Annotated in this window: 19 protein-coding genes; 7 read left to right on the top strand and 12 right to left on the bottom strand. The window is 68.0% G+C overall.

Going from position 1 to position 18,298, the window contains the following annotated elements; all coding sequences use genetic code 11:
* Nucleotides 1–12: 12 nt before the first annotated feature.
* Nucleotides 13–1,140 carry an acetoin utilization protein AcuC gene (locus IBL25_RS00295; protein ID WP_187776547.1) on the top strand — a complete coding sequence of 376 codons (1,128 nt, stop codon included), beginning with the start codon at nucleotides 13–15 and terminating at the stop codon, nucleotides 1,138–1,140.
* Between the two features lie 9 nt (nucleotides 1,141–1,149).
* Complete coding sequence (locus IBL25_RS00290) at nucleotides 1,150–1,623, top strand: DUF192 domain-containing protein (RefSeq protein WP_187776546.1); 474 nt, start codon at nucleotides 1,150–1,152, stop codon at nucleotides 1,621–1,623.
* Here IBL25_RS00290 and IBL25_RS00285 read toward each other — a convergent pair.
* Both IBL25_RS00285 and IBL25_RS00280 read right to left on the bottom strand, forming a co-directional pair.
* Nucleotides 1,620–2,633 (bottom strand): MBL fold metallo-hydrolase, encoded by a 1,014-nt coding sequence (locus IBL25_RS00285; protein WP_187776545.1) that lies wholly within the window; start codon nucleotides 2,631–2,633, stop codon nucleotides 1,620–1,622. The genes IBL25_RS00290 and IBL25_RS00285 overlap by 4 nt on opposite strands.
* Nucleotides 2,630–3,550: an ATP-binding protein gene (locus IBL25_RS00280; RefSeq protein WP_379656034.1), complete on the bottom strand. Its 921-nt coding sequence runs from the start codon at nucleotides 3,548–3,550 to the stop codon at nucleotides 2,630–2,632. Before IBL25_RS00280 ends, IBL25_RS00285 begins: the two co-directional genes overlap by 4 nt.
* 74 nt (nucleotides 3,551–3,624) lie before the next feature.
* Between IBL25_RS00280 and yajC the strand changes: the two genes are divergently transcribed.
* Nucleotides 3,625–3,963 carry a preprotein translocase subunit YajC gene (yajC, locus tag IBL25_RS00275; RefSeq protein WP_120636396.1) on the top strand — a complete coding sequence of 113 codons (339 nt, stop codon included), beginning with the start codon at nucleotides 3,625–3,627 and terminating at the stop codon, nucleotides 3,961–3,963.
* A gap of 80 nt (nucleotides 3,964–4,043) precedes the next feature.
* Here the strand turns inward: yajC and IBL25_RS00270 are convergent, their stop codons facing one another.
* Nucleotides 4,044–4,682: a superoxide dismutase gene (locus IBL25_RS00270; RefSeq protein ID WP_187776543.1), complete on the bottom strand. Its 639-nt coding sequence runs from the start codon at nucleotides 4,680–4,682 to the stop codon at nucleotides 4,044–4,046.
* Nucleotides 4,683–4,837: 155 nt separating this feature from the next.
* Between IBL25_RS00270 and IBL25_RS00265 the strand changes: the two genes are divergently transcribed.
* A complete protein-coding gene (locus IBL25_RS00265; RefSeq protein ID WP_187776542.1) occupies nucleotides 4,838–5,683 on the top strand; it encodes a squalene/phytoene synthase family protein in 846 nt (281 codons plus the stop codon).
* Here IBL25_RS00265 and IBL25_RS00260 read toward each other — a convergent pair.
* A complete protein-coding gene (locus IBL25_RS00260; RefSeq protein WP_187776541.1) occupies nucleotides 5,680–6,030 on the bottom strand; it encodes a DUF805 domain-containing protein in 351 nt (116 codons plus the stop codon). The two genes, IBL25_RS00265 and IBL25_RS00260, sit on opposite strands and share 4 nt — an antisense overlap.
* Nucleotides 6,031–6,101: 71 nt before the next feature.
* Nucleotides 6,102–6,590, bottom strand: a complete 489-nt coding sequence (locus IBL25_RS00255) for an Lrp/AsnC family transcriptional regulator (protein ID WP_367615515.1) — start codon at nucleotides 6,588–6,590, stop codon at nucleotides 6,102–6,104.
* Between the two features lie 130 nt (nucleotides 6,591–6,720).
* Here IBL25_RS00255 and IBL25_RS00250 point away from each other — a divergent pair, with 130 nt between their 5' ends.
* Complete coding sequence (locus IBL25_RS00250; protein WP_187776540.1) at nucleotides 6,721–7,977, top strand: D-amino acid dehydrogenase; 1,257 nt, start codon at nucleotides 6,721–6,723, stop codon at nucleotides 7,975–7,977.
* Here IBL25_RS00250 and IBL25_RS00245 read toward each other — a convergent pair whose 3' ends face one another.
* From IBL25_RS00245 to IBL25_RS00225, 5 genes are read right to left on the bottom strand one after another with little or no spacing between them, the layout of a single operon-like run.
* Entirely contained in the window at nucleotides 7,978–8,787 is an 810-nt protein-coding gene (locus IBL25_RS00245) for a MetQ/NlpA family ABC transporter substrate-binding protein (protein WP_187776539.1), read from the bottom strand.
* A gap of 10 nt (nucleotides 8,788–8,797) precedes the next feature.
* Nucleotides 8,798–9,610, bottom strand: coding sequence for a MetQ/NlpA family ABC transporter substrate-binding protein (locus IBL25_RS00240; RefSeq protein ID WP_187776538.1), 813 nt, complete (start codon nucleotides 9,608–9,610; stop codon nucleotides 8,798–8,800).
* A gap of 20 nt (nucleotides 9,611–9,630) precedes the next feature.
* Nucleotides 9,631–10,446 carry a MetQ/NlpA family ABC transporter substrate-binding protein gene (locus IBL25_RS00235; RefSeq protein ID WP_187776537.1) on the bottom strand — a complete coding sequence of 272 codons (816 nt, stop codon included), beginning with the start codon at nucleotides 10,444–10,446 and terminating at the stop codon, nucleotides 9,631–9,633.
* A gap of 31 nt (nucleotides 10,447–10,477) precedes the next feature.
* Nucleotides 10,478–11,143, bottom strand: coding sequence for a methionine ABC transporter permease (locus IBL25_RS00230; protein WP_187776536.1), 666 nt, complete (start codon nucleotides 11,141–11,143; stop codon nucleotides 10,478–10,480).
* Nucleotides 11,144–11,145: 2 nt separating this feature from the next.
* Complete coding sequence (locus tag IBL25_RS00225; RefSeq protein ID WP_187776535.1) at nucleotides 11,146–12,228, bottom strand: methionine ABC transporter ATP-binding protein; 1,083 nt, start codon at nucleotides 12,226–12,228, stop codon at nucleotides 11,146–11,148.
* Nucleotides 12,229–12,746: 518 nt separating this feature from the next.
* Here IBL25_RS00225 and IBL25_RS00220 point away from each other — a divergent pair.
* Together IBL25_RS00220 and IBL25_RS00215 are read left to right on the top strand one after the other, a co-directional pair.
* Nucleotides 12,747–14,321 carry a DEAD/DEAH box helicase gene (locus IBL25_RS00220; RefSeq protein ID WP_367615514.1) on the top strand — a complete coding sequence of 525 codons (1,575 nt, stop codon included), beginning with the start codon at nucleotides 12,747–12,749 and terminating at the stop codon, nucleotides 14,319–14,321.
* A gap of 218 nt (nucleotides 14,322–14,539) precedes the next feature.
* Nucleotides 14,540–15,832 carry a M20/M25/M40 family metallo-hydrolase gene (locus IBL25_RS00215; protein ID WP_187776533.1) on the top strand — a complete coding sequence of 431 codons (1,293 nt, stop codon included), beginning with the start codon at nucleotides 14,540–14,542 and terminating at the stop codon, nucleotides 15,830–15,832.
* On the opposite strand, the gene IBL25_RS00210 is transcribed toward IBL25_RS00215, so the two are convergent.
* Together IBL25_RS00210 and IBL25_RS00205 are read right to left on the bottom strand one after the other, a co-directional pair.
* The gene (locus tag IBL25_RS00210; RefSeq protein ID WP_187776532.1) at nucleotides 15,826–16,611 is read right to left on the bottom strand and encodes a FadR/GntR family transcriptional regulator; all 786 of its coding nucleotides are present in this window, start codon (nucleotides 16,609–16,611) and stop codon (nucleotides 15,826–15,828) included. The two genes, IBL25_RS00215 and IBL25_RS00210, sit on opposite strands and share 7 nt — an antisense overlap.
* A gap of 16 nt (nucleotides 16,612–16,627) precedes the next feature.
* Complete coding sequence (locus IBL25_RS00205; protein ID WP_187776531.1) at nucleotides 16,628–18,214, bottom strand: ABC transporter substrate-binding protein; 1,587 nt, start codon at nucleotides 18,212–18,214, stop codon at nucleotides 16,628–16,630.
* Nucleotides 18,215–18,298: the final 84 nt, after the last annotated feature.

Genomic DNA, 18,298 nt, shown 5'->3' with positions numbered 1-18,298 from the left:
CTAGGCAGAGCCATGAAGCCGCTGCTGATCGCTTCCGAGATCTACCGCAAGTCCACCTATGGCCCGAAGCATCCGCTGGCCATCCCGCGCGTCTCCACCGCCATCGACCTGATCCACGCCCTTGGCTGGATCGACCCGGCCCGGACGCTGGACAGCCCCGTGGCGACGGTGGAGCAACTCACACGCTTCCACACGCCGGCCTATATCGCGGCCCTGCGGGCGGCCGAGGAGGCGCAGGAGGTGCCGGACGAGGTGCGCGCCCGGCATCACATCGGCGCCCATGGCAATCCGGTTTACAAGGAGATCTTCCGCCGCCCCGCCACCAGCGCGGGCGGCGTGTTGCTGGCGGCGCGGCTGACGGCGGAAGGCGGCACCGTGCATGTGCCGGGCGGCGGCACCCACCATGGGCGGCCCGACCGCGCCAGCGGCTTCTGCTACGTCAACGATGCCGTGTTGGGACTGCTGGCCTGGCTGGACCAGGGCCTGACCAATATCCTCTACCTGGACATCGACGCCCATCATGGCGACGGAGTGCAGGACGCCTTCCACGACGACCCGCGCGTCTTCACCCTTTCGGTCCATGAAGCCAGGCGATGGCCTTTTACGGGGGCGCTGGAGGACCGTGCCGGCGGCCATGCCCGCAACATTCCGGTGCCGCAGGGCCTGAACGACAGCGAGATGGATTGGCTGCTGCGCCAGGCGATCCTGCCCCTGGCCCGCCACCTGCGCCCCCAGGCCATCATGCTGCAATGCGGAGCCGACGCGCTGGAGGAGGACCCGCTCGCCAAGCTCTCCCTGTCCAACAACGCCCATTGGGCTGTGGCACGCGCGATGATGGGGTTGGCCCCAAGGCTGATGGTGCTGGGGGGCGGGGGCTATAATCCCTGGTCGGTCGGGCGTTGCTGGGCCGGAATCTGGGGTGTGCTGGATGGCCGCTCGTCCCCTGAGCGCCTGCCTGCGGAGGCCGAATCCGTGCTGCGTGCCCTGGTCTTCAACCGCGCCGCCGGCCGCAATCCGCCGGAACACTGGTTCACTACCCTGCGAGATACGCCACGGCCCGGCCCGGTCCGATTAGAAATCCGCCATCTTGCCGAGGCGACGCTGGAAGGGCTGCCACAACCCGCCAGTGGCGTGGCATAAGCGGTGCCCATGCGCCGCCGCCTCCTGCTGGCCCTGCCAGCCTTGATCGCCCTCCCCACCGCCGCCAGCGCCCAGGATGGGCCGCAGCCGCGCCTGCCGACCGAGAAGCTGGTGATCGTCACCCGCGACGGCACGCGCCACGACTTCACGGTGGAAATGGCTCTTTCGCCGGAGCAGCAGACGGTCGGGCTGATGTTCCGCCCCGAGGTGAAGCCGGATGAAGGCATGCTCTTCGACTGGGGGCAGCCGCGTGAGAGCGCGATGTGGATGCGCAACACCATCACCTCGCTGGACATGGTGTTCATCAATGCCGATGGCCGTATCCGCCGTATCGCGGAACGCACGGTGCCACGCAGTCTCGCCACGGTCGAGAGTCATGGCCCCGTGCGCGCCACGCTCGAACTGGCTGCCGGAACGGCGGAGCGGTTGAACCTGCGCCCCGGCGATCAGGTCTTGCAGCGCATCTTCGGCAACGCGCCCTAGGCGTTGGTCAGTGGCACCATGAAGGTCTGACCGCAGCCGGGCACGGCAAAGTCCTCGGGCGGGATGCCGGCCGCCGCGAGGGCGGCGCCGAGCGCCCGGGCGGGTTCGTCGATGGCCTCCTGCGTCAGCCTGAAGGTGCCGAAATGCATGGCCAGCGCCTGCCGCGCGCGCAGCGCGGCGAAGGCCCGCACCGATTCCTCAGGGTTCATATGGACCTGCTGCATGAACCAGCGCGGCTCATAAGCGCCGATCGGCAGCAGCGCGAGGTCGAATGGCCCGGCGAAATGGCCGATTTCCTCGAAATGCGCTCCCCAGGCTGAATCGCCGGTGAAGTAGAGCCGCCCGTCTCCCGGCGGTTGAAGCGCGAAGCCGCCCCAGAGCGTGCGGCCGCGATCGAACAGCGTGCGGGCCCCGACGTGATGGGCGGGCAGATAGGTAACCTCGCCGCCACGGGGCAGGGTCGCTTTCTGCCACCAGTCCAGTTCCACCACGTCCTTCAGCCCGTGCCGCGCCAGCAGCCTGCCGTTCTCCAGCCCCGTGAAGATGCGAGGGCCGAAACGGTCCCGCAGCCGTTGCAGCGTCGGGATATCGCAATGGTCGTAGTGGTTGTGGCTCAGCAGAACGGCATCGACCGGCGGCAGGGCATCGAAGGCGAGGCCCGGCCGGCGCACCCTCTTCGGCCCGGCTGAGCGGAAGGGGCTGCAACGCTCGCTCCAGATCGGGTCCGTCAAAAGCGTGGGACCGTCGTGGAAGCGGATCAGGAAGGTGGCATGGCCGATGAAGGTGACGGCTACATGCCCTTCCGGCGGCGGTTGTGGTGGTGGATAAGCCGGGTCCTCGACATGCGCAGGCCAGGGCGTGCCGCGGTTCCGTTCCCGCATCAGCCGCCAGACCTGTGCCTGAGTGGGGCCGGCGCGGCTCCCATCCGGGTTCAGGAACAGGCCGTTGCGCCGCTGTGCCCCCTTGGGCCAGGGGCGCGTCGGCTGGCGCGGGACTGGGGCCTCGCTCATCGCGCCGGCAGGGCCACGCCCATGCGGCCGGCGAGATCCATGATGAACTGCCAGGCCACGCGGCCCGAGCGGCCGCCGCGCGTGACGGACCATTCCACCGCCTGCCGATGCAACTCCTCCGGCGTCACGGCCAGGCCGAGGTCGGCGGCATAGGCCTCCACCATGGCGAAAAAGGTGGATTGGTCGGCATTGTGGAAGCCGATCCAGAGGCCGAAGCGGTCGCTGAGGGAGACCTTCTCCTCCACCGCCTCGCCGGGATTGATGGCGGTGCTGCGCTCGTTCTCGATCATATCCCGCGCCATCAGGTGGCGGCGGTTGCTGGTGGCGTAGAAGAGCACATTGGCCGGGCGGCCCTCGATGCCGCCATCCAGCACCGACTTCAGCGCCTTGTAGTCCTGGTCCTCCCGCTCGAAGGACAGGTCGTCGCAGAAGACCAGGAAGCGGCGGGAATTGTCGCGCAGCACGTTCAGCAGCTCTGGCAGCGTGCGGATATCCTCCCGCTGGATCTCGATCAGCGCCAGGGCGCCGGGCACCTCGGCATTGGCCGCCGCATGCGCGGCCTTCACCAGCGAGGACTTGCCCATGCCCCTGGCGCCCCAGAGCATGGCGTTGTTGGCCGGAAGGCCACGCGCGAAACGCAGCGTATTCTCCAGCAGCAGGTTCTTCTGCCGGTCCACACCCTGCAACAGGCCGATGCCGACCGCCGCCACGCGTTTCACCGGCGCCAGTTGCGCCGGCATGCCGCCCGTGCCGGCCGGGTGCCAGACAAAGGCATCCGCGGCGCCCAGATCGGGCTTTGCGGCCGGCGGCGGGGCCAGCCGCTCCAGTGCCGCGGCGATGCGTGCCAGCGTCGGAAGCAGCGGGTGGGAAGCGGTCTCGGACAAGGGCTGCAACTCCGGCGCAGAAAAAGATGACATGCAGGTAAGGTTGACTGAACAGCAGGTGAGGCTAGTTTCGCGCCCGTCACCCGGCAAGACGGAAGCCAGAAATCATGTTCATCTCCCCCGCCTATGCTCAGGACGCGCTTGCCGGTGGCACCGGCGCTGCCATCATGCAGTTTGCGCCCCTGATCCTGATCTTTGTTGTCTTCTACTTCCTGCTGATCCGCCCGCAGCAGAAGCGCGCCAAGGAGCATCGCGTGATGCTGGGCTCGCTGAAGCGCGGCGACCGCATCATCACCGGCGGCGGCCTGCTGGGCACCGTGACCAAGGTGAAGGAAGGCTCGGAAGAGATCGAGGTCGAGCTGGCGCCGAATATGCGCGTCAACGTGGTGCGCAACACCATCGGCAGCGTCATCCGCCCGACGGCGGCCAACGACGTCAAGAGCTGAGCGCCTTACCCGCGAGGAAAAAGAAAGGGCGCCGGGAGAATTCTCCCGGCGCCCTTCTTGTATCCACCCTGGGGTGAAGCTCAGGCCGACTGGCCGGACTTCATGCCGCCCTGGTTCATCAGGCTCTCGACCGCTTCCCAATTCACGAGCTTGTTCAGGAAGTTGTCCAAGTAGCCTGGGCGGACGTTGCGGAAGTCCAGGTAGTAGGAGTGCTCCCACACGTCCACGCCCAGGATCGGCGTGCCTTCGCCGGTGGCGATCGGGTTGGAGCCGTTCGGGGTCTTGGTGACCTTCAGCTTGCCGGTGTTGTCCATGATCAGCCAGGCCCAGCCGGAGCCGAACTGCGTCACGCCCGCCTGCTTGAAGGCTTCCTTGAACTGAGCCAGGCCACCGAAGTCCTCGTTGATCTTGGCGCCGATCTTGCCCGGCAGGCTCTCACCGCCGCCATTCGGCTTCATCACCTGCCAGAACAGGATGTGGTTCCAGTGCTGGCCGGCCTGGTTCAGCACGGGCAGGCCATCGGCGCCGGCCTTGCCGGCCTCGGCGACGATCTGCTCCAGCGACTTACCGGCCAGACCCTTGCTCTCGATCAGGCCGTTCAGGGCGGTGACATAGGCCTGGTGGTGCTTGCCGTGGTGCAGCTCCAGCGTCTCCTGGCACATGCCGGAAGCGGCCAGGGCGGAGGTGTCATAAGGCAGCGGAGGCAGGCTGAAGGCCATGGCGGCGATACTCCCGAACGGGTTCGTGAAGGGATGGCGGCCCAAGGCCGCCACCGGTGGTGATTCGTAACCGCACTGAGAGCTAGGCTCCGCCCTAAGGCGCGTCAAGCAAGGCTCGGGCTTGCACGCGGGCACATCCGGTTCATAACGCCGACATGCCCGATGCCGCGCCGCTGTCCGAGCTTGCCGCCCTTGCGCGGCGCCATGACCCCGACCGCTTCCTTTGCGCGCTTTTCGCGCCGCCCGAGGCGCGCGAGACGCTCTTCCTGCTGACCGCCTTCAACCACGAGTTGGCGCGCGCCCGTGCCGCCACCAGCAACACCATGACCGGCCTGATTCGCCTGCAATGGTGGCGGGACGTGGTGGAGGAAGCGGCCGCCGGGAGCACGCCGCCGCGCCGGCATGAGATAGCTCAGCCTTTGACCGAATCGATCCGCGCTGGCCGGCTGATGCCGGAAGAGCTGCTCGCCCTGGTCGATGCGCGGGAGGCGGAGGTGGAGGAGGAGATGCCAAGCCGCGATGCGCTGCTGGCCTTCCTGCGCGGCTCGGCCGGCGGCTATGCCGTGGTGGCCGGGCGGGTGCTCCAGGCCCCGCCCGCCGCCATGCCGCATCTTCAGGCCGCTGGCGCGGCATATGGCATGGCGGGCGTGCTACGCAGCATCGGCACCCATGCGGGGCAGGGGCGTTGCCTGCTTCCCACCGACCTGCTGCAGCAGCACGGGCTGACGCAGGCCGACGTGGTGCGGGACCCCCAGACACCAGCCGTCGTCACGGTTGCGCGCGAGATGGCGGAACAAGCCTCGCAGGTGTTGCGGAACGCCCGGGCGTCCCTGCGGGGCATCCTGCCTCGCAGGGCCGTGGCGGCGGCGCTGCCGGCACGGCTGGCAGCGCGGGATCTGCGCCACGTGCTCTCCGCCGCCTGGAACCCGGCGCGGCCGCCACCGCTGCGCGGCCTGGGAGACCGGTTGTCCGTCATCTGGGGTGGCTGGCGCGGCCGCTAGGCCGGTGCTGGCCCGAACCGGTTGCGAAGCGCCGAGCCCGGCAGGCACCCCAGCAGCAGCACGCCAAGCACTGGTCCGGCGAGCGGCACCGCCGCCATCAGCAGCACCCAGCCGCCGTTGCAGCCCAGGTCGTGCAACCGCTGCACGCAGGCGCTGAGCATCCCGAAGGTCACCGCCAGCGCGGCGAAGCCGGTGAGCAGAACAACATCGGGTTGAAGGATGCCACGCGTGATCATCAGCCCGTCCAGCATCATGGCGCAAAGCAGCAGGGCCGTCAGCGGCAGGACGTAAGCCAGCCAGAAGCGCCGGCGGGAAATCCGCCCGGAAAAGTCGAACCAGCCCGACATCGCCCAGACCTGCCTCGGCAAGATGAGCAGACGATAAGAGCCAAGCCCGCGCCAAGCCAGCGGCGTGGTGCCTAATCCTCGACCCAGGCGGGAGAAACCCCCCGGACCACCGTCCGGATGGCGAAGGCGGACTGGATGCGGGCCACGCCGGGCATGCGAGACAACTGCTCCTTGTGGATCCGCTCGTAATCGCCGGGGTCTCGCGCTTCGACTCGGAGCTGGTAGTCAGAGGCTCCGGTCATCAGGTAGCACTCGCAGACCTCGGGGCACTGGCGCACGGCTGCCTCAAACCGGTTGAAGGCATCCTCTGTCTGCCGCTCCAGTGTGATCTGCACGATCACCACGGTACGGGCCTGCGGGGCAGGGTCCTCGATGATGGCGGTGTAGCCGCGGATGACGCCGCTGGCTTCCAGTTGCCGCAGGCGGCGCAGGCAGGCGGAGGCGGACAGGCCAACGGCGGCGGCGAGATCGGCATTGCTCATGCGACCATCGGCACGCAGCAGCCGCAGGATCTTATGGTCAATGGCATCCAGGGAGGGTGGGTGCAGAATCTTCGTCACTTTCGCAGGATCTTCTAATTCGTGTCACTGGAATCGCATGACTTTCGGCTGATAGCAACCACATGCTGTGCAGTTCCGCCTAGTCTCATGGAATCGCGCGCCCGCTGGCGCGTGGCGGAGCATGGCTGCAATGAAGGTTCTCATTCTTGGCGCCGGCGTGGTCGGCACCACCTCGGCTTGGTACCTGGCCCGCGCGGGGCATGAGGTGGAGGTGGTCGAGCGCCAGCCCGGCGCTGGCCTCGAGACCAGCTTCGCCAATGCGGGGCAGGTGTCCTTTGGGTATTCCTCGCCCTGGGCGGCGCCGGGCATTCCGCTCAAGGCGCTGAAGTGGATGTTCATGCGGCACAGCCCGTTGGTCATCCGCCCGCGGATGGACCCTGTGCAGTGGTCCTGGCTCTGGCAGATGCTCAAGAACTGCACCGAATCCGCCTACCAGACCAACAAGTCCCGCATGGTGCGCGTGGCGGAATACAGCCGCTCTGCGCTGGCCGACCTGCGCGCCGAGACTGGTATCCAGTACGATCACCGGGAGCGGGGCACGCTGCAGTTGTTCCGCACCCAGCAGCAGCTGGACCACATCGGTGACGACCTGCGCGTGCTGAAGCAATACGACGTGCCCTTCCAGGTGCTGGACGCCGATGCCTGCGTGGCGACCGAGCCTGCCCTGGCGCGGGTGCGCGAGAAGTTCGTCGGCGGCCTCTACCTGCCTGGCGACGAGACGGGCGACGCGCATATCTTCACGCAGCGCCTGGCGGCCCTGTGCGAGGAGAAGGGGGTGCGCTTCCGCTACGGCACTTCCGTCAACCGCATCCTGGCGGAGAACGGCGACATCGCCGGCGTGGAGACCAGCGCTGGGTTGCTGAAGGCCGACCGCTACCTGCTGGCGCTGGGCAGCTACTCACCCAAGCTGCTGGCACCGCTGGGGCTCAGCGTCCCGGTCTACCCCGTGAAGGGCTATTCCATCACAGTGCCGGTGGCCGATGACGCCGCAGCACCGACTTCCACCGTGATGGACGAAACCTACAAGATCGCCATCACCCGGCTGGGCGACCGTATCCGCGTCGGCGGCACCGCCGAGATCGCGGGCTTCGACACACGGCTGCATGAGGAGCGCAAGCAGACCCTGCTGCATTCCGTGCGTGATCTCTATCCTGGCGGTGGCCGCTACGAGGAAGCGAAGTTCTGGACCGGCTTGCGGCCGATGACGCCGGATGGCACGCCCATCATCGGCGGCACGAAATACCCCAGCCTGTTCTTGAACACCGGCCATGGCACGCTGGGCTGGACCATGTCCTGCGGCAGCGGCAAGCTGGCCGCCGATCTGGTCGGCGGCCAGCGGCCGAACATCGAGTATGCGGATCTGGCGCTCTCGCGCTACGCCGCCTGATCAGGCACCCACGATTACCGAGCCGCCGAAGGTCTTCTCCACGAAGGCCTTCACGGCCGGGTCGGCATAAGCGCGGGCCAGCTTCTGCGCCCAGGGCTTGTTTTCGTCGCCACGGCGCGTGACGACGAGAACAGTATAGACGCTGTCCGCGCCTTCCACCGCCAGCCCGTCCTTCACGGGGTTCAGCCCCGCCGGCACGGCGTAGTTGCCGGTGATGGCCGCGGCATCCACGTCATCCAGGCTGCGGGCGATCGAGGCGGCCTCCAGTTCCACGATGCGGATGCGCTTCGGGTTCTCGGCGATATCCGCGACCGTGGCCTTGAAGTCCGCGCCTTCCCGCAGCTTGAACACGCCCGCCTTGGCCAGCAGCAGCAGCGCGCGGCCGCCATTGGTGGGGTCGTTCGGGATGGCGACACGGGCACCGTTGGGCAGGTCCGCCAGGTTCTTCACCTTGCGGCTGAACACGCCCATGACGGTCAGCACGGTCTTGCCCACCGGCACAAAGTCGTAGCCGCGCTGCGCCTTCTGCGCGTCCAGGAAGGGCTGGTGCTGGTAGGTGTTGATGTCGATCTCACCACCCGCCAGCGCCACATTCGGCTGGATGAAGTCCGAGAATTCCGTGATCTTCACGACGAAATTCTCGCGCGCCAGCACGTCACGCACCTGCTCCAGCACCTGGGCATGCACGCCGCTGGTGACACCGACGCGCAAAGGGCGCGCGGCGGTGCCGATCTCCGCGCCCTGGGCGCGCGGGGCCTTGGGGAGGAAAAACCCGCCGGCCGCGGCCAGCAGAAGGGAACGACGCTGCATCTTCGGCTCCTCAGAACCCGGGGATCACAGAACCGGAGAAGGTCTGCGCCACGAAGGCCTTCACCTCGTCATTCTGGTAGGCGCTGACCAGCTTCTTCACCCAGGGCTTATCCTCGTCGCCCTGCCGCACCACGATGCGGTTGGCGTGCGGGCTGTCGGCGCCTTCGATGGCGATCGCGTCGCGGGTCGGCTGCAGCCCGGCGGTGATGGCGTAGTTGGTGTTGATGGCCGCCGCGTCCACGTCGTCCAGCGCGCGGGGCAGCTGCGCGGCTTCCAGTTCCAGGATGCGCAGGCGCTTCGGGTTCTCGACGATATCGGCGACCGTCACGCTCACATCGGCGTTCGGCGGCAGCTTGAGGACACCCGCCTTCGCGAAGAGCATCAGCCCGCGGCCGCCCTGGGTCGGGTCGTTCGGGATGGCAATGCGGCCGCCCTGCGGCAGAGCGTCCACCGACTTGACCCGCTTCGAGTAGATGCCCATCGGGAAGGTCAGGGTCTTGGCGACCGAGACGATCTTCAGGCCGCGATCCTGCACCTGCTGGTCCAGGAATGGCTGGGTCTGGAAGGAATTCGCGTCCAGGTCGCCAGAGGCCAGGGCCATGTTGGGCTGGATGTAGTCGGTGAACTCGATGATGCGGATCACCAGCCCGTCCTTGGCTGCGATGTCGCGCACCTTCTCCATCACCTGGGCATGCGGGCCGGCGGTGACACCGATCTTCAGCGGACGCGCGGCGGTGCCGATCTCTGGGCTCTGGGCGCGCAGGGCGGCGGGTAGCAGCAGTGCGGCGCCGCCGGCCAGGATCAGGGAGCGTCGGGTGATCATGATGACTGTTCCTTTGCGTCTCAGAAGGCCGGGACGACCGAACCCTGGAAGGTGGTCTTCACGAAGTCCTTGATCTCGTCGTTCTGATAGGCGGCCAGCAGCTTCTTCACCCAGGGCGTGCCCTCGTTGCCCTGCTTCACGGCGATGAGGTTGGCATAGGGACTGTCGGCGCTCTCCAGGGCGATGGCGTCGCGCACCGGGTTCAGGCCAGCGGGAATGGCGAAGTTGGTGTTGATGGCGGCAGCCTCCACCTCCTCCAACGCGCGGGGGATCTGCGCGGCTTCCAGCTCCAGGATGCGCAGGCGCTTCGGGTTCTCCGTCACATCCGCCACGGTGGCGCGGAAGTCGGCGCCTTCGCGCAGCTTGAAGGCGCCATTGGCCGCCAGCAGCACCAGCGCGCGGCCGCCATTGGTGGGGTCATTGGGGATGGCGATGCGGCTGCCATTCGGCACATCCGCGATCTTCTTGTGCCGGCGGGAATAAACGCCCATCGGGAAGACCAGCGTCTTGCCCACAGCGACCAGTGGCAGCTTGCGGTCGCGCACCGCCTGATCCAGGAAGGGCTGGTGCTGGTAGCTATTGGCGTCCAGGTCGCCATCCGCCAGCGCGGCATTGGGCGTGATGTAGTCCGTGAAGGGCACGATGCGGATCACCAGCCCATCGCGGGCGGCGATCTCCTGCACCTTCTCCATCACCTGGCTGTGCGGGCCCGCCGTGGCGCCGATCTTCAGCGGGCGCGCGGCGGTGCCGATCTCGGCGCCCTGGGCAAAGGCGGCCGAAGCGACGGGCAGGGCGAGGCCCGCGCCCAGCAGGGTACGACGGTTGAACGATGTCATGGCGATTCCCGTTCTATGGTCTTGTTCTTGTTCAGCGGCGCCGGACGCGGCGCACGAGCCAGTCGCCCAGGGATTGCAGCCCCTGCACGAAGAGGATGAGGATCAGCACCACGCTGGCCATGACTTCCGGCATGAAGCGCTGGTAGCCGAAGCGGATGCCGAGGTCGCCCAGGCCGCCACCGCCAACCGCGCCGGCCATGGCGGAGAAGCCGACCAGGCTGACCAGCGCCACCGTCACGGCGGCGATCAGGCCGGGCATGGCTTCCGGCACCAGCACCTTCCACAGGATCTGCATGCGCGTGGCGCCCATCGCACGGGCCGCTTCCACCACGCCGCGGTCCACTTCGTTGAAGGCGCCCTCGAAAAGCCGGGTAATGAAGGCGGTCGCCGCCAGCGCCAGCGGCACGATGGCCGCCGTGGTGCCGATGGAGGTGCCGGCCACCAGCCGGGTGAAGGGCACGATGGCCACCATCAGAATAATGAAGGGGGTGGAGCGGACGGCATTGATCAGCAGCCCGACGGGGCGATTCAGGAGGCCGTTCTGCGCCAGCCCGCCACGCGCGGTCGCGTGCAGCAGCAGCGCCAGAGGCAGGCCGATGACCACGGCGATCGCAGCCGCGCCGCCCACCATCATCAGGGTTTCCCAGGCGGCCTCAATGAAGAGGTCCTGCAGGTTCGGGGTCAGCCATGGGATCATGATCAGATTGCCTCCGCCAGCGGGGTCACGGTCAGGCCGAGTTCCTCGAACCAGGCCACGGCTTCATCCAGCGCCGTGCCGGGGCCATAGGCGGCAAGGGCCATCAGGCCGAAGGGTTCGCCGGCAATCTCGTCGATACGGCCGGAGATGATGTCGAGGTCGATGCCGTAGCGGCGGGACGCCTCGGAGATCACCGCCCTTGTGCTGTTCGGCCCGGCGAAGAGCACCTGAAGCAACCGCTTCTCCTCGCCCGGCCGGGGGGGCGGCAGCCGCGCCACCGTGCCCGGCGGCACCGAATGGCCGATGGTGCCGGCGATGAAACTGCGGGTGGTGGGATGCGTCGGGCGGGTGAAGACATCGAAGACGCGGCCCTGTTCCAGCACCTTGCCGGCTTCCATCACGGCCACGCGGTCGCAGATCTCTTTCACCACGGCCATTTCGTGGGTGATCAGCAGCACCGTCAGGTCCAGCTTGTTCCGCAGGTCGCGGATCAGGCCGAGGATGTCGTGGGTCGTTTCCGGGTCCAGCGCGCTGGTGGCTTCGTCGCAGAGCAGGATGCGCGGACGGGGGGCCAGGGCGCGGGCGATGCCGACGCGCTGCTTCTGGCCACCGGAAAGCTGCGCAGGATAGTTCTCGGCCTTCTGCGTCAGCCCCACCAGCCCCAGTACCTCGGCCACCCGTGCCGCGCGCTCGGCCTTCGGCACGCCGGCGATCTCCAGCGGAAAGGCCACGTTCTCGGCCACGGTGCGGGAGGACAGCAGGTTGAAGTGCTGGAAGACCATGCCGATGCTGCGCCGGCGCTGCCGCAGGGCGGCATCGTCCAGCAGCATCAGGTCCTCGCCCAGCACCCGAACCTCGCCCTGCGTCGGGCGTTCCAGCAGGTTGACGCAGCGGATCAGCGTGGACTTGCCCGCGCCCGAGCGGCCGACGATGCCGAAGATCTCGCCCTGGGCGACGTCGAGCGAGACGCCATCCAGCGCCTTGGTGACGCTGCCATTGCGGCCGGGGAAATAGCGGAGCAGCCCGTGCAACAGGATGGCGGGTGAGGACTGCGCGGGCGAAGGCCCGGGCGAGGATAAGGACATGGCAATTCCGGATGGCAGGCCGAATCAGGCTCGGCAAAAGGCGGAACGATCCGGGGAGCGGACGCGATGCAGCGGCCTGGCCCGGAGGCGGTCAGTCGGCGTTCAGATCCGACAGGTACGGCGCATCATCGTCGTTCAGGCGTCCTGGCGCTTTAGCGGTTGGTGTCGCGGCGCAAGCTGCATGCGTCAAATTCCGCGGGAAATGGCGTGCATTTCCGCTATCTACAATGACGCCTGCATGACGTGGCTGCAAGCATGCTTCCGGGGGCCTTACCTATGCGCTGGGGGAATGCCTCCATCGCTTTAGGCATGCCGAAGATGCAAAAGGCTGCAAACCCATGTAGAACCAACCATATCGCAGGCGCTGACGTGCACATGGCACCGCTCCTGCCGCGGCCATTGCTGCCCTTCATCACGTCCTGCTGCCGGATTTTCCCGAACCTATGCCGTTTTCTGATTCTCTGCCTGCCGTGCTCCTGCGCGCTCTCCAAGAGCGTGGATATGATGAGCCGACCTCCGTGCAGGCCGCTGTCCTGGAGCCCGTGACCGAGGGGCGGGACCTGCTGGTCTCTGCCCAGACCGGCTCGGGCAAGACTGTTGCCTTCGGCCTGGCCATCGCCCCTGACCTGATGGGGGGCGAGGAACGCCTGCCGCAGCCCCGCACCCCGCTGGCGCTGGTGGTGGCTCCGACTCGCGAGCTGGCGCTTCAGGTCAAGAACGAGCTGGCCTGGCTCTATGCCCCCGCCGGCGGCCGCGTGGTCAGCTGCGTCGGCGGCATGGACCCGATCGCCGAGCGCCGCGCCCTGTCCCAGGGCGCCCATATCGTTGTCGGCACCCCTGGCCGCCTGCGTGACCACCTGGAGCGTGGCAACCTTGTTCCCGATGCCCTGAAGGCCGTGGTGCTGGACGAGGCGGACGAGATGCTGGACCTCGGCTTCCGCGAGGAGCTGGAGGCGATCCTGGACGCCGCGCCGGAAGGGCGCCGCACGCTGCTCTTCTCGGCCACGGTGCCGCGCGCCATCGCGACCCTGGCCGAGAACTACCAGAACGACGCGCTGCGCATCGCCGCTGCCCAGGAAGGCCGGCAGCATGGCGATATCGAGTATCGCGTGGCCGTGGTGGCGCCGCATGACATCGAGCGTGCGGTGGTGAACCTGCTGCGTGCTTCCGATTCCCCGCGTGCCATTGTCTTCTGCTCGACCCGTGCCGCCGTGGCCCGGCTGCATGCCAACCTGACGGAGCGCGGCTTCCTGGCCGTGGCGCTGTCGGGTGAGCTGACGCAGGCTGAGCGTAGCCGGGCGCTGCAGGGGCTGCGCGATGGCAAGGCCCGCGTCTGCGTCGCCACCGACGTTGCCGCGCGTGGTATCGACCTGCCGGACCTCAACCTGGTCATCCACGCCGAGTTGCCGAAGGAGCCGGAGACGCTGCTGCATCGCAGCGGGCGCACCGGCCGTGCCGGGCGCAAGGGTGTCAGTGTCCTGGTGGTGCCGCCGAACCGCCGCCGCTTCGCCGAGCGCCTGCTCTCCGCGGCGCGTCTGGAGGCGAACTGGGGCGAGGCACCGAACGCCGAGGCCATTCGTGCTCAGGACAGGGAGCGCCTTGCTGCCGAAGCCCAGACCCTCGCCGCCGAGGAGCCCTCGGCCGAGGAACTGGAGGCGGCCCGTGCGCTGCTGGCCCAGACCAACCCGGAGGCCCTGGCCGCCGCCTTGCTGCGCGTGCTGCAGGCGCCGCTGCCCGCCGCCGAGGAACTCAGCCCTGTGGCGGAGGATCGCCGCCCGCCGCGTACCCCGCGTCCCACTCATGCGGGCGAGGGGGCTTGGTTCCGCCTCAATGTCGGCCGTGACGGCAAGGCCGATCCGCGATGGATCCTGCCCTTCCTTTGCCGCCGGGGCCACGTGGCGCGGGACGAGATCGGGCGTATCCGCATCCTGGGCCGGGAGACCCGCTTCGAGGTTGCCGGCCACGCTGCTGCCCGCTTCGCCGCCGCCGCCCGCAAGCCGGACCCTGCGGAGCCGCACATCCGGGTCGAGCCCCTGCCGCCGGGCGCCGCCGAGGAGCATAACCGCCGCTCGGAGGGGCGCTACCGCCGGTAGCAATACTAGACGCAATCTTCAACCATGGTAGCTTGGGAGCCGTTACGGCGGCGACCAGGCATGTCTGCTTACTTTCAAAAGCCCGTGCTTCACGCCAAGGAGGCTCTGCGCCTCCTGGCCGAGCCGCTAAACCGGTCAGGCAAGGTATGGCCTAAGGTGAGGCAGGCCAGGGTGAGGGGTGAGTGAGCGGCAGATTGGCTGAAGGGAATGCGGAAGCGATGACCGACGGCGACTTCCTGGCCGGCCATTCGCTTTATGACCATGCCGATCTCGACCGGCTTTCCCTGGCTGCGCCGCTGCTGGGAGCCACCGGCTGGATCGATGGCTTGGCGCGGCTGGTCAGCATCGATTGCTCTGGCCAGCCAAGCTCCTGCTTCCATGCCTATGCCGATCTCCTTCAGGACATGTTTGCCCCGCTCGGCTTCAGCTTCCGCAGGCTGCCTGGGCCGCTGGAGGGATCGGGGCCTGGAAAGACTGGCAGCGGTGAGACTGCGGTCGGCATGGTGGCCGCGCGGCGCACTGGGCGCCGGGTCTGCACCATCTATTTCCGCATGAACAGCATGCCGGCGGGCGAGGGATGGACCCGCCCGCCCTTCGCGTTGACGCGACAGAGCAGCCGCCTTTATGGCCGCGGTACGACCGAGATGAAGGGCGCCATTGCCGCGGTCTGGGCCGCGCTGCGGGCCGCCGATGCCGTTGGCCTCGGGCTGAGCTACGATCCGGTGCTGATCTTCTGCGCGGATCGTGACGACGGCCATCATGTGGCGCTGCGCCGCATGGCGGCGGAAGGGCTGGTGGAAGGCCATCTGATGTGCCTGGATGGGCCTGCGACGCCTCGCATCTGGTCGGGCAGCCTGGGCAGCATCCACCTTTCCGTTTCTGTCGAAGGCCTTGAGCCGCCCGAAGGCTCCATGGCGGTGGTGAACCCGGTCGAGGCCATGGCACCGCTGATGGCGCGCCTGCTGCGCCTGAAGCAGGAAATCGAATCGCGTGCCGGAGAGGCAGGGCAGGAGGAGCCGCCGGCGGCATTGGCCGTCACCAGCATCCATGGCGGCACGCCGGGCGCTGAGTGGCCAGCCAGTTGCAACCTGCTGCTGAGCCGCAGCTACACGGCGCGGGAAGATTTCCGGTCTGTGCTGGGCGAATTGCAGGCTGCCGTCCACGAAGGCTGCGTCAACGCCGGGCATCTGAATGTGCAGACGGTGCTGTCCGGCCATTGCGCCCCGGTGCAGAATCCCGACCGTGGGCCCAACTGGCCCCGATGGCAGGAGGCGCTGAACTGGGGTTTCGGCTACCCCATGGGCAGGTTCCGGCGCCTCGGCAGCCGGGAGGGCTCTCCTCTGGGCTTTGTGCAGCAGGCGGGGGTGCAGGAACTGCTCCTGGGCGGCCTGCGCCGCGCCGCCTGCACACCAACCGGCCCCGACGAATTCACGACCATCGAGGATGTCGAGGCTCTGGCGCGTTCGGTGCTGGCCTATCTGGCCGAGGTGCCGGAAATCCCGACCTACTGATCCCTGGCGGCCTTGGCGATACGGGCATAGCGGTCCCGGCTGGCAGTCAGGTGGCGGCGCATCGCGATCCGCGCCTGGCCTGACTGGCCGGCGGCAATGGCAGTGGCAATCTGCCCATGCTCCTCCCGCACGCGGGAGAGATAGGTCGCGCGCGCGGCGCCGTCCTCCAGGTACGGGCGTACGGTCTGGCGGGGGATCAGCAGCGGCCCCAGGAATTCCAGGAAGCGTGGGAAGAAGCCGTTGCCTGTCGCGGCGAAGATGGCACGGTGGAATTCCAGGTCCTGTGCCACAGCATTCTCCCCGGCATCCACCGCCTGGGCGAAAGCGTCGGCCGCGGCCTCGATGCGGGCCAGCGCGGCTTCGTCCCGCCGCTCGGCAGCAAGGCCGGCGGCCTCCGTTTCGATGGCGATGCGCAGTTCGATGACCTGCAGCACATCGGCCAGGGACTGCATCTCCGTGGGGTCGATCCGCACCTGCCCGCGTGCGGCCGGATCGGCGACGAAAGCGCCGACGCCTTGCCGCGTCATCACCAGTCCCTCCGCCCGCAGCGCCGAGACGGCCTCCCGCACCACGGTGCGGGAAACACCCGCCTGCCGCATCAGTGCCTGCTCGGTCGGCAGCCGGTCCCCGGGGCGGAGGCGTCCGGCCCGGATCTCGGCAGATAGGCGGCGGACCAGCTCCGCCGTCAGATTGGCAGGTGGGCTGAGCGGTGCCAGTTCGATGCCTTGCACCAGGTTCGGCCCGCTGCGTCCTTCCGAGGCGCCGCTCTTGCCTGCCATGAGCCGGAGCCCTGCCTCAGGGCGCGCGAGAGACGCTGGTAGCCAGCGTCATCTCGTCGGTACGGGCCTCGTAGGACAGACCCTTCTTCATTGCCCAGGTATTGACCGCGAAGTAGAGCGGGATCAGCGCCGTCTGATCGCGGATGGCCATGCGGGTAGCCTGCTGCGTCAGCTTCTCGCGTTCCGCGTTGCCCATGGTCTGGCGGGCACGCTGGATGATGGCGTCGATCTCTGGATTGCTGAAGCGGCCACGGTTGGCGGTACCCAGGCCCAGCTTGGTGTCCCAGGTGTGGATCTGCGTCTCCAGCATTCCCAGGACTTCCGGGTTCGGCGAGAAGCCGGCCAGGTTCACGGAATACTTCAGCTGGGCGGCTTCCGAGAGCCAGACGCCGCGCGGCCGCGTCTCCACCGTCGTCTGCAGGCCGGCGCGGGTCCACATCTGGGCAATGGCCTGCACCACCTGCTCGTCATTCACGAAGCGGTCGTTAGGGCCGTTCAGCTGCACGCTGAAGCCGTTGGGATAACCTGCCTCGGCCAGCAGCTTCCGGGCACCTTCCAGGTTGAAGGGCTCCGGCGCCATGTCGGCCGAGGCGCCGAAATAGCCTTCCGGCCCCAGGTCGCCGGCTGGCTTGCCCTGGCCCTGCAGCACGCGAGTGGTCAGCGCCTCGCGGTTGATGGCCATGGACAGCGCCTTGCGGACCCGCGCATCCCGTAGTGGATTGGGGATGGCGGAGCCGTCCCGGCCGCGCACATGCGGGCTGTTCTCGCGGTCGCTGTCCAAGGTCAGGAAGAGCAGGCGGTTCGAGGGGCTCTCCGCCACGCTGAAGCGCTGGTCCTTCTGGAACTTCGCGTACTGGTCTGGCGGCACGATCTCGATGAGATCCATGTCGCCGGCATTCAGTGCCGCGACGCGTGCGCCGGAATTGGCCAGCGGACGGAACTCGACACGGTCAAAGGCAGCGGCCTTGCCGTGGAAGTCCGCGTTGCGTTCCATCAGCAGTGGGCTACCCGGCTGCCAGGAGACGTGGCGGTACGGCCCGGTGCCGATCATCGCCTTGCCGGAATTGTAGTCGTTGGTGCTCGCGCCCTCTCCATGCTTCTTGGAGACGATCATGATGAGCGAGAGGTAGTTGGGCAGCAGCGGCGTCGGCGTGCTGGTGCGGATGCGGATGGTGGTGCCATCCATCGCCTCCACCGAGGCGATGGGTCGCGTATAGACCCGGAAGGATGAGGGGGAATTCGGCACGTCCCCGGCGCGGGAGAGCGTGAAGGCCACATCCTCCGCCGTCACCGGCGCACCGTCATGGAAGCGGGCCGCGGGGTCCAGCGCGATCTCCCAGGTCAGGTCATCCACCGCGCGCCAGGTCTTCGCGATGGCGGGGCGCAGGACCTGCCGCGCATCCTGCTCCATCAGCGGCTGGAAGACATGCCGGCTGAAGGCGATATTGGTGATGATGCTGGCGTAATGCGGGTCCAGGCTGGTTGGGCCGGATTCCATGCCGATCCGCAGCGTGTCCTGCGCCTGTGCGGTGATCGCCGAGGCAGCGAGAAGAGGAAAGGCGGCAAGAGCGGCCGCAAACAGGCCGGTACGCGGGCGGGACATCGGGAGGCGATCTCCGGAGAAGCATGGGAGGGGCGGGTGGTCCGCAGGGGCGCAAACTGGCATGGTGCCCCGCCTGCTGCAACG

Source organism: Pseudoroseomonas ludipueritiae, from assembly GCF_014490445.1.
Taxonomy (GTDB): domain Bacteria; phylum Pseudomonadota; class Alphaproteobacteria; order Acetobacterales; family Acetobacteraceae; genus Pseudoroseomonas; species Pseudoroseomonas ludipueritiae.
The sequence above is the reverse complement of the archived record's forward strand: the minus strand, read 5'-3'. Positions and strand labels throughout refer to the sequence as shown.

Coding starts and splice junctions, on each gene's coding strand:
- IBL25_RS00265 (WP_187776542.1), top strand. CDS start 4,838: ATGCCCGATGCCGCGCCGCTGTCCGAGCTTGCCGCCCTTGCGCGGCGC.
- yajC (WP_120636396.1), top strand. CDS start 3,625: ATGTTCATCTCCCCCGCCTATGCTCAGGACGCGCTTGCCGGTGGCACC.
- IBL25_RS00260 (WP_187776541.1), bottom strand. CDS start 6,030: ATGTCGGGCTGGTTCGACTTTTCCGGGCGGATTTCCCGCCGGCGCTTC.
- IBL25_RS00235 (WP_187776537.1), bottom strand. CDS start 10,446: ATGACATCGTTCAACCGTCGTACCCTGCTGGGCGCGGGCCTCGCCCTG.
- IBL25_RS00230 (WP_187776536.1), bottom strand. CDS start 11,143: ATGATCCCATGGCTGACCCCGAACCTGCAGGACCTCTTCATTGAGGCC.
- IBL25_RS00210 (WP_187776532.1), bottom strand. CDS start 16,611: ATGGCAGGCAAGAGCGGCGCCTCGGAAGGACGCAGCGGGCCGAACCTG.
- IBL25_RS00295 (WP_187776547.1), top strand. CDS start 13: ATGAAGCCGCTGCTGATCGCTTCCGAGATCTACCGCAAGTCCACCTAT.
- IBL25_RS00225 (WP_187776535.1), bottom strand. CDS start 12,228: ATGTCCTTATCCTCGCCCGGGCCTTCGCCCGCGCAGTCCTCACCCGCC.
- IBL25_RS00240 (WP_187776538.1), bottom strand. CDS start 9,610: ATGATCACCCGACGCTCCCTGATCCTGGCCGGCGGCGCCGCACTGCTG.
- IBL25_RS00285 (WP_187776545.1), bottom strand. CDS start 2,633: ATGAGCGAGGCCCCAGTCCCGCGCCAGCCGACGCGCCCCTGGCCCAAG.
- IBL25_RS00245 (WP_187776539.1), bottom strand. CDS start 8,787: ATGCAGCGTCGTTCCCTTCTGCTGGCCGCGGCCGGCGGGTTTTTCCTC.
- IBL25_RS00270 (WP_187776543.1), bottom strand. CDS start 4,682: ATGGCCTTCAGCCTGCCTCCGCTGCCTTATGACACCTCCGCCCTGGCC.
- IBL25_RS00205 (WP_187776531.1), bottom strand. CDS start 18,214: ATGTCCCGCCCGCGTACCGGCCTGTTTGCGGCCGCTCTTGCCGCCTTT.
- IBL25_RS00215 (WP_187776533.1), top strand. CDS start 14,540: ATGACCGACGGCGACTTCCTGGCCGGCCATTCGCTTTATGACCATGCC.
- IBL25_RS00250 (WP_187776540.1), top strand. CDS start 6,721: ATGAAGGTTCTCATTCTTGGCGCCGGCGTGGTCGGCACCACCTCGGCT.
- IBL25_RS00290 (WP_187776546.1), top strand. CDS start 1,150: ATGCGCCGCCGCCTCCTGCTGGCCCTGCCAGCCTTGATCGCCCTCCCC.
- IBL25_RS00280 (WP_379656034.1), bottom strand. CDS start 3,550: ATGTCATCTTTTTCTGCGCCGGAGTTGCAGCCCTTGTCCGAGACCGCT.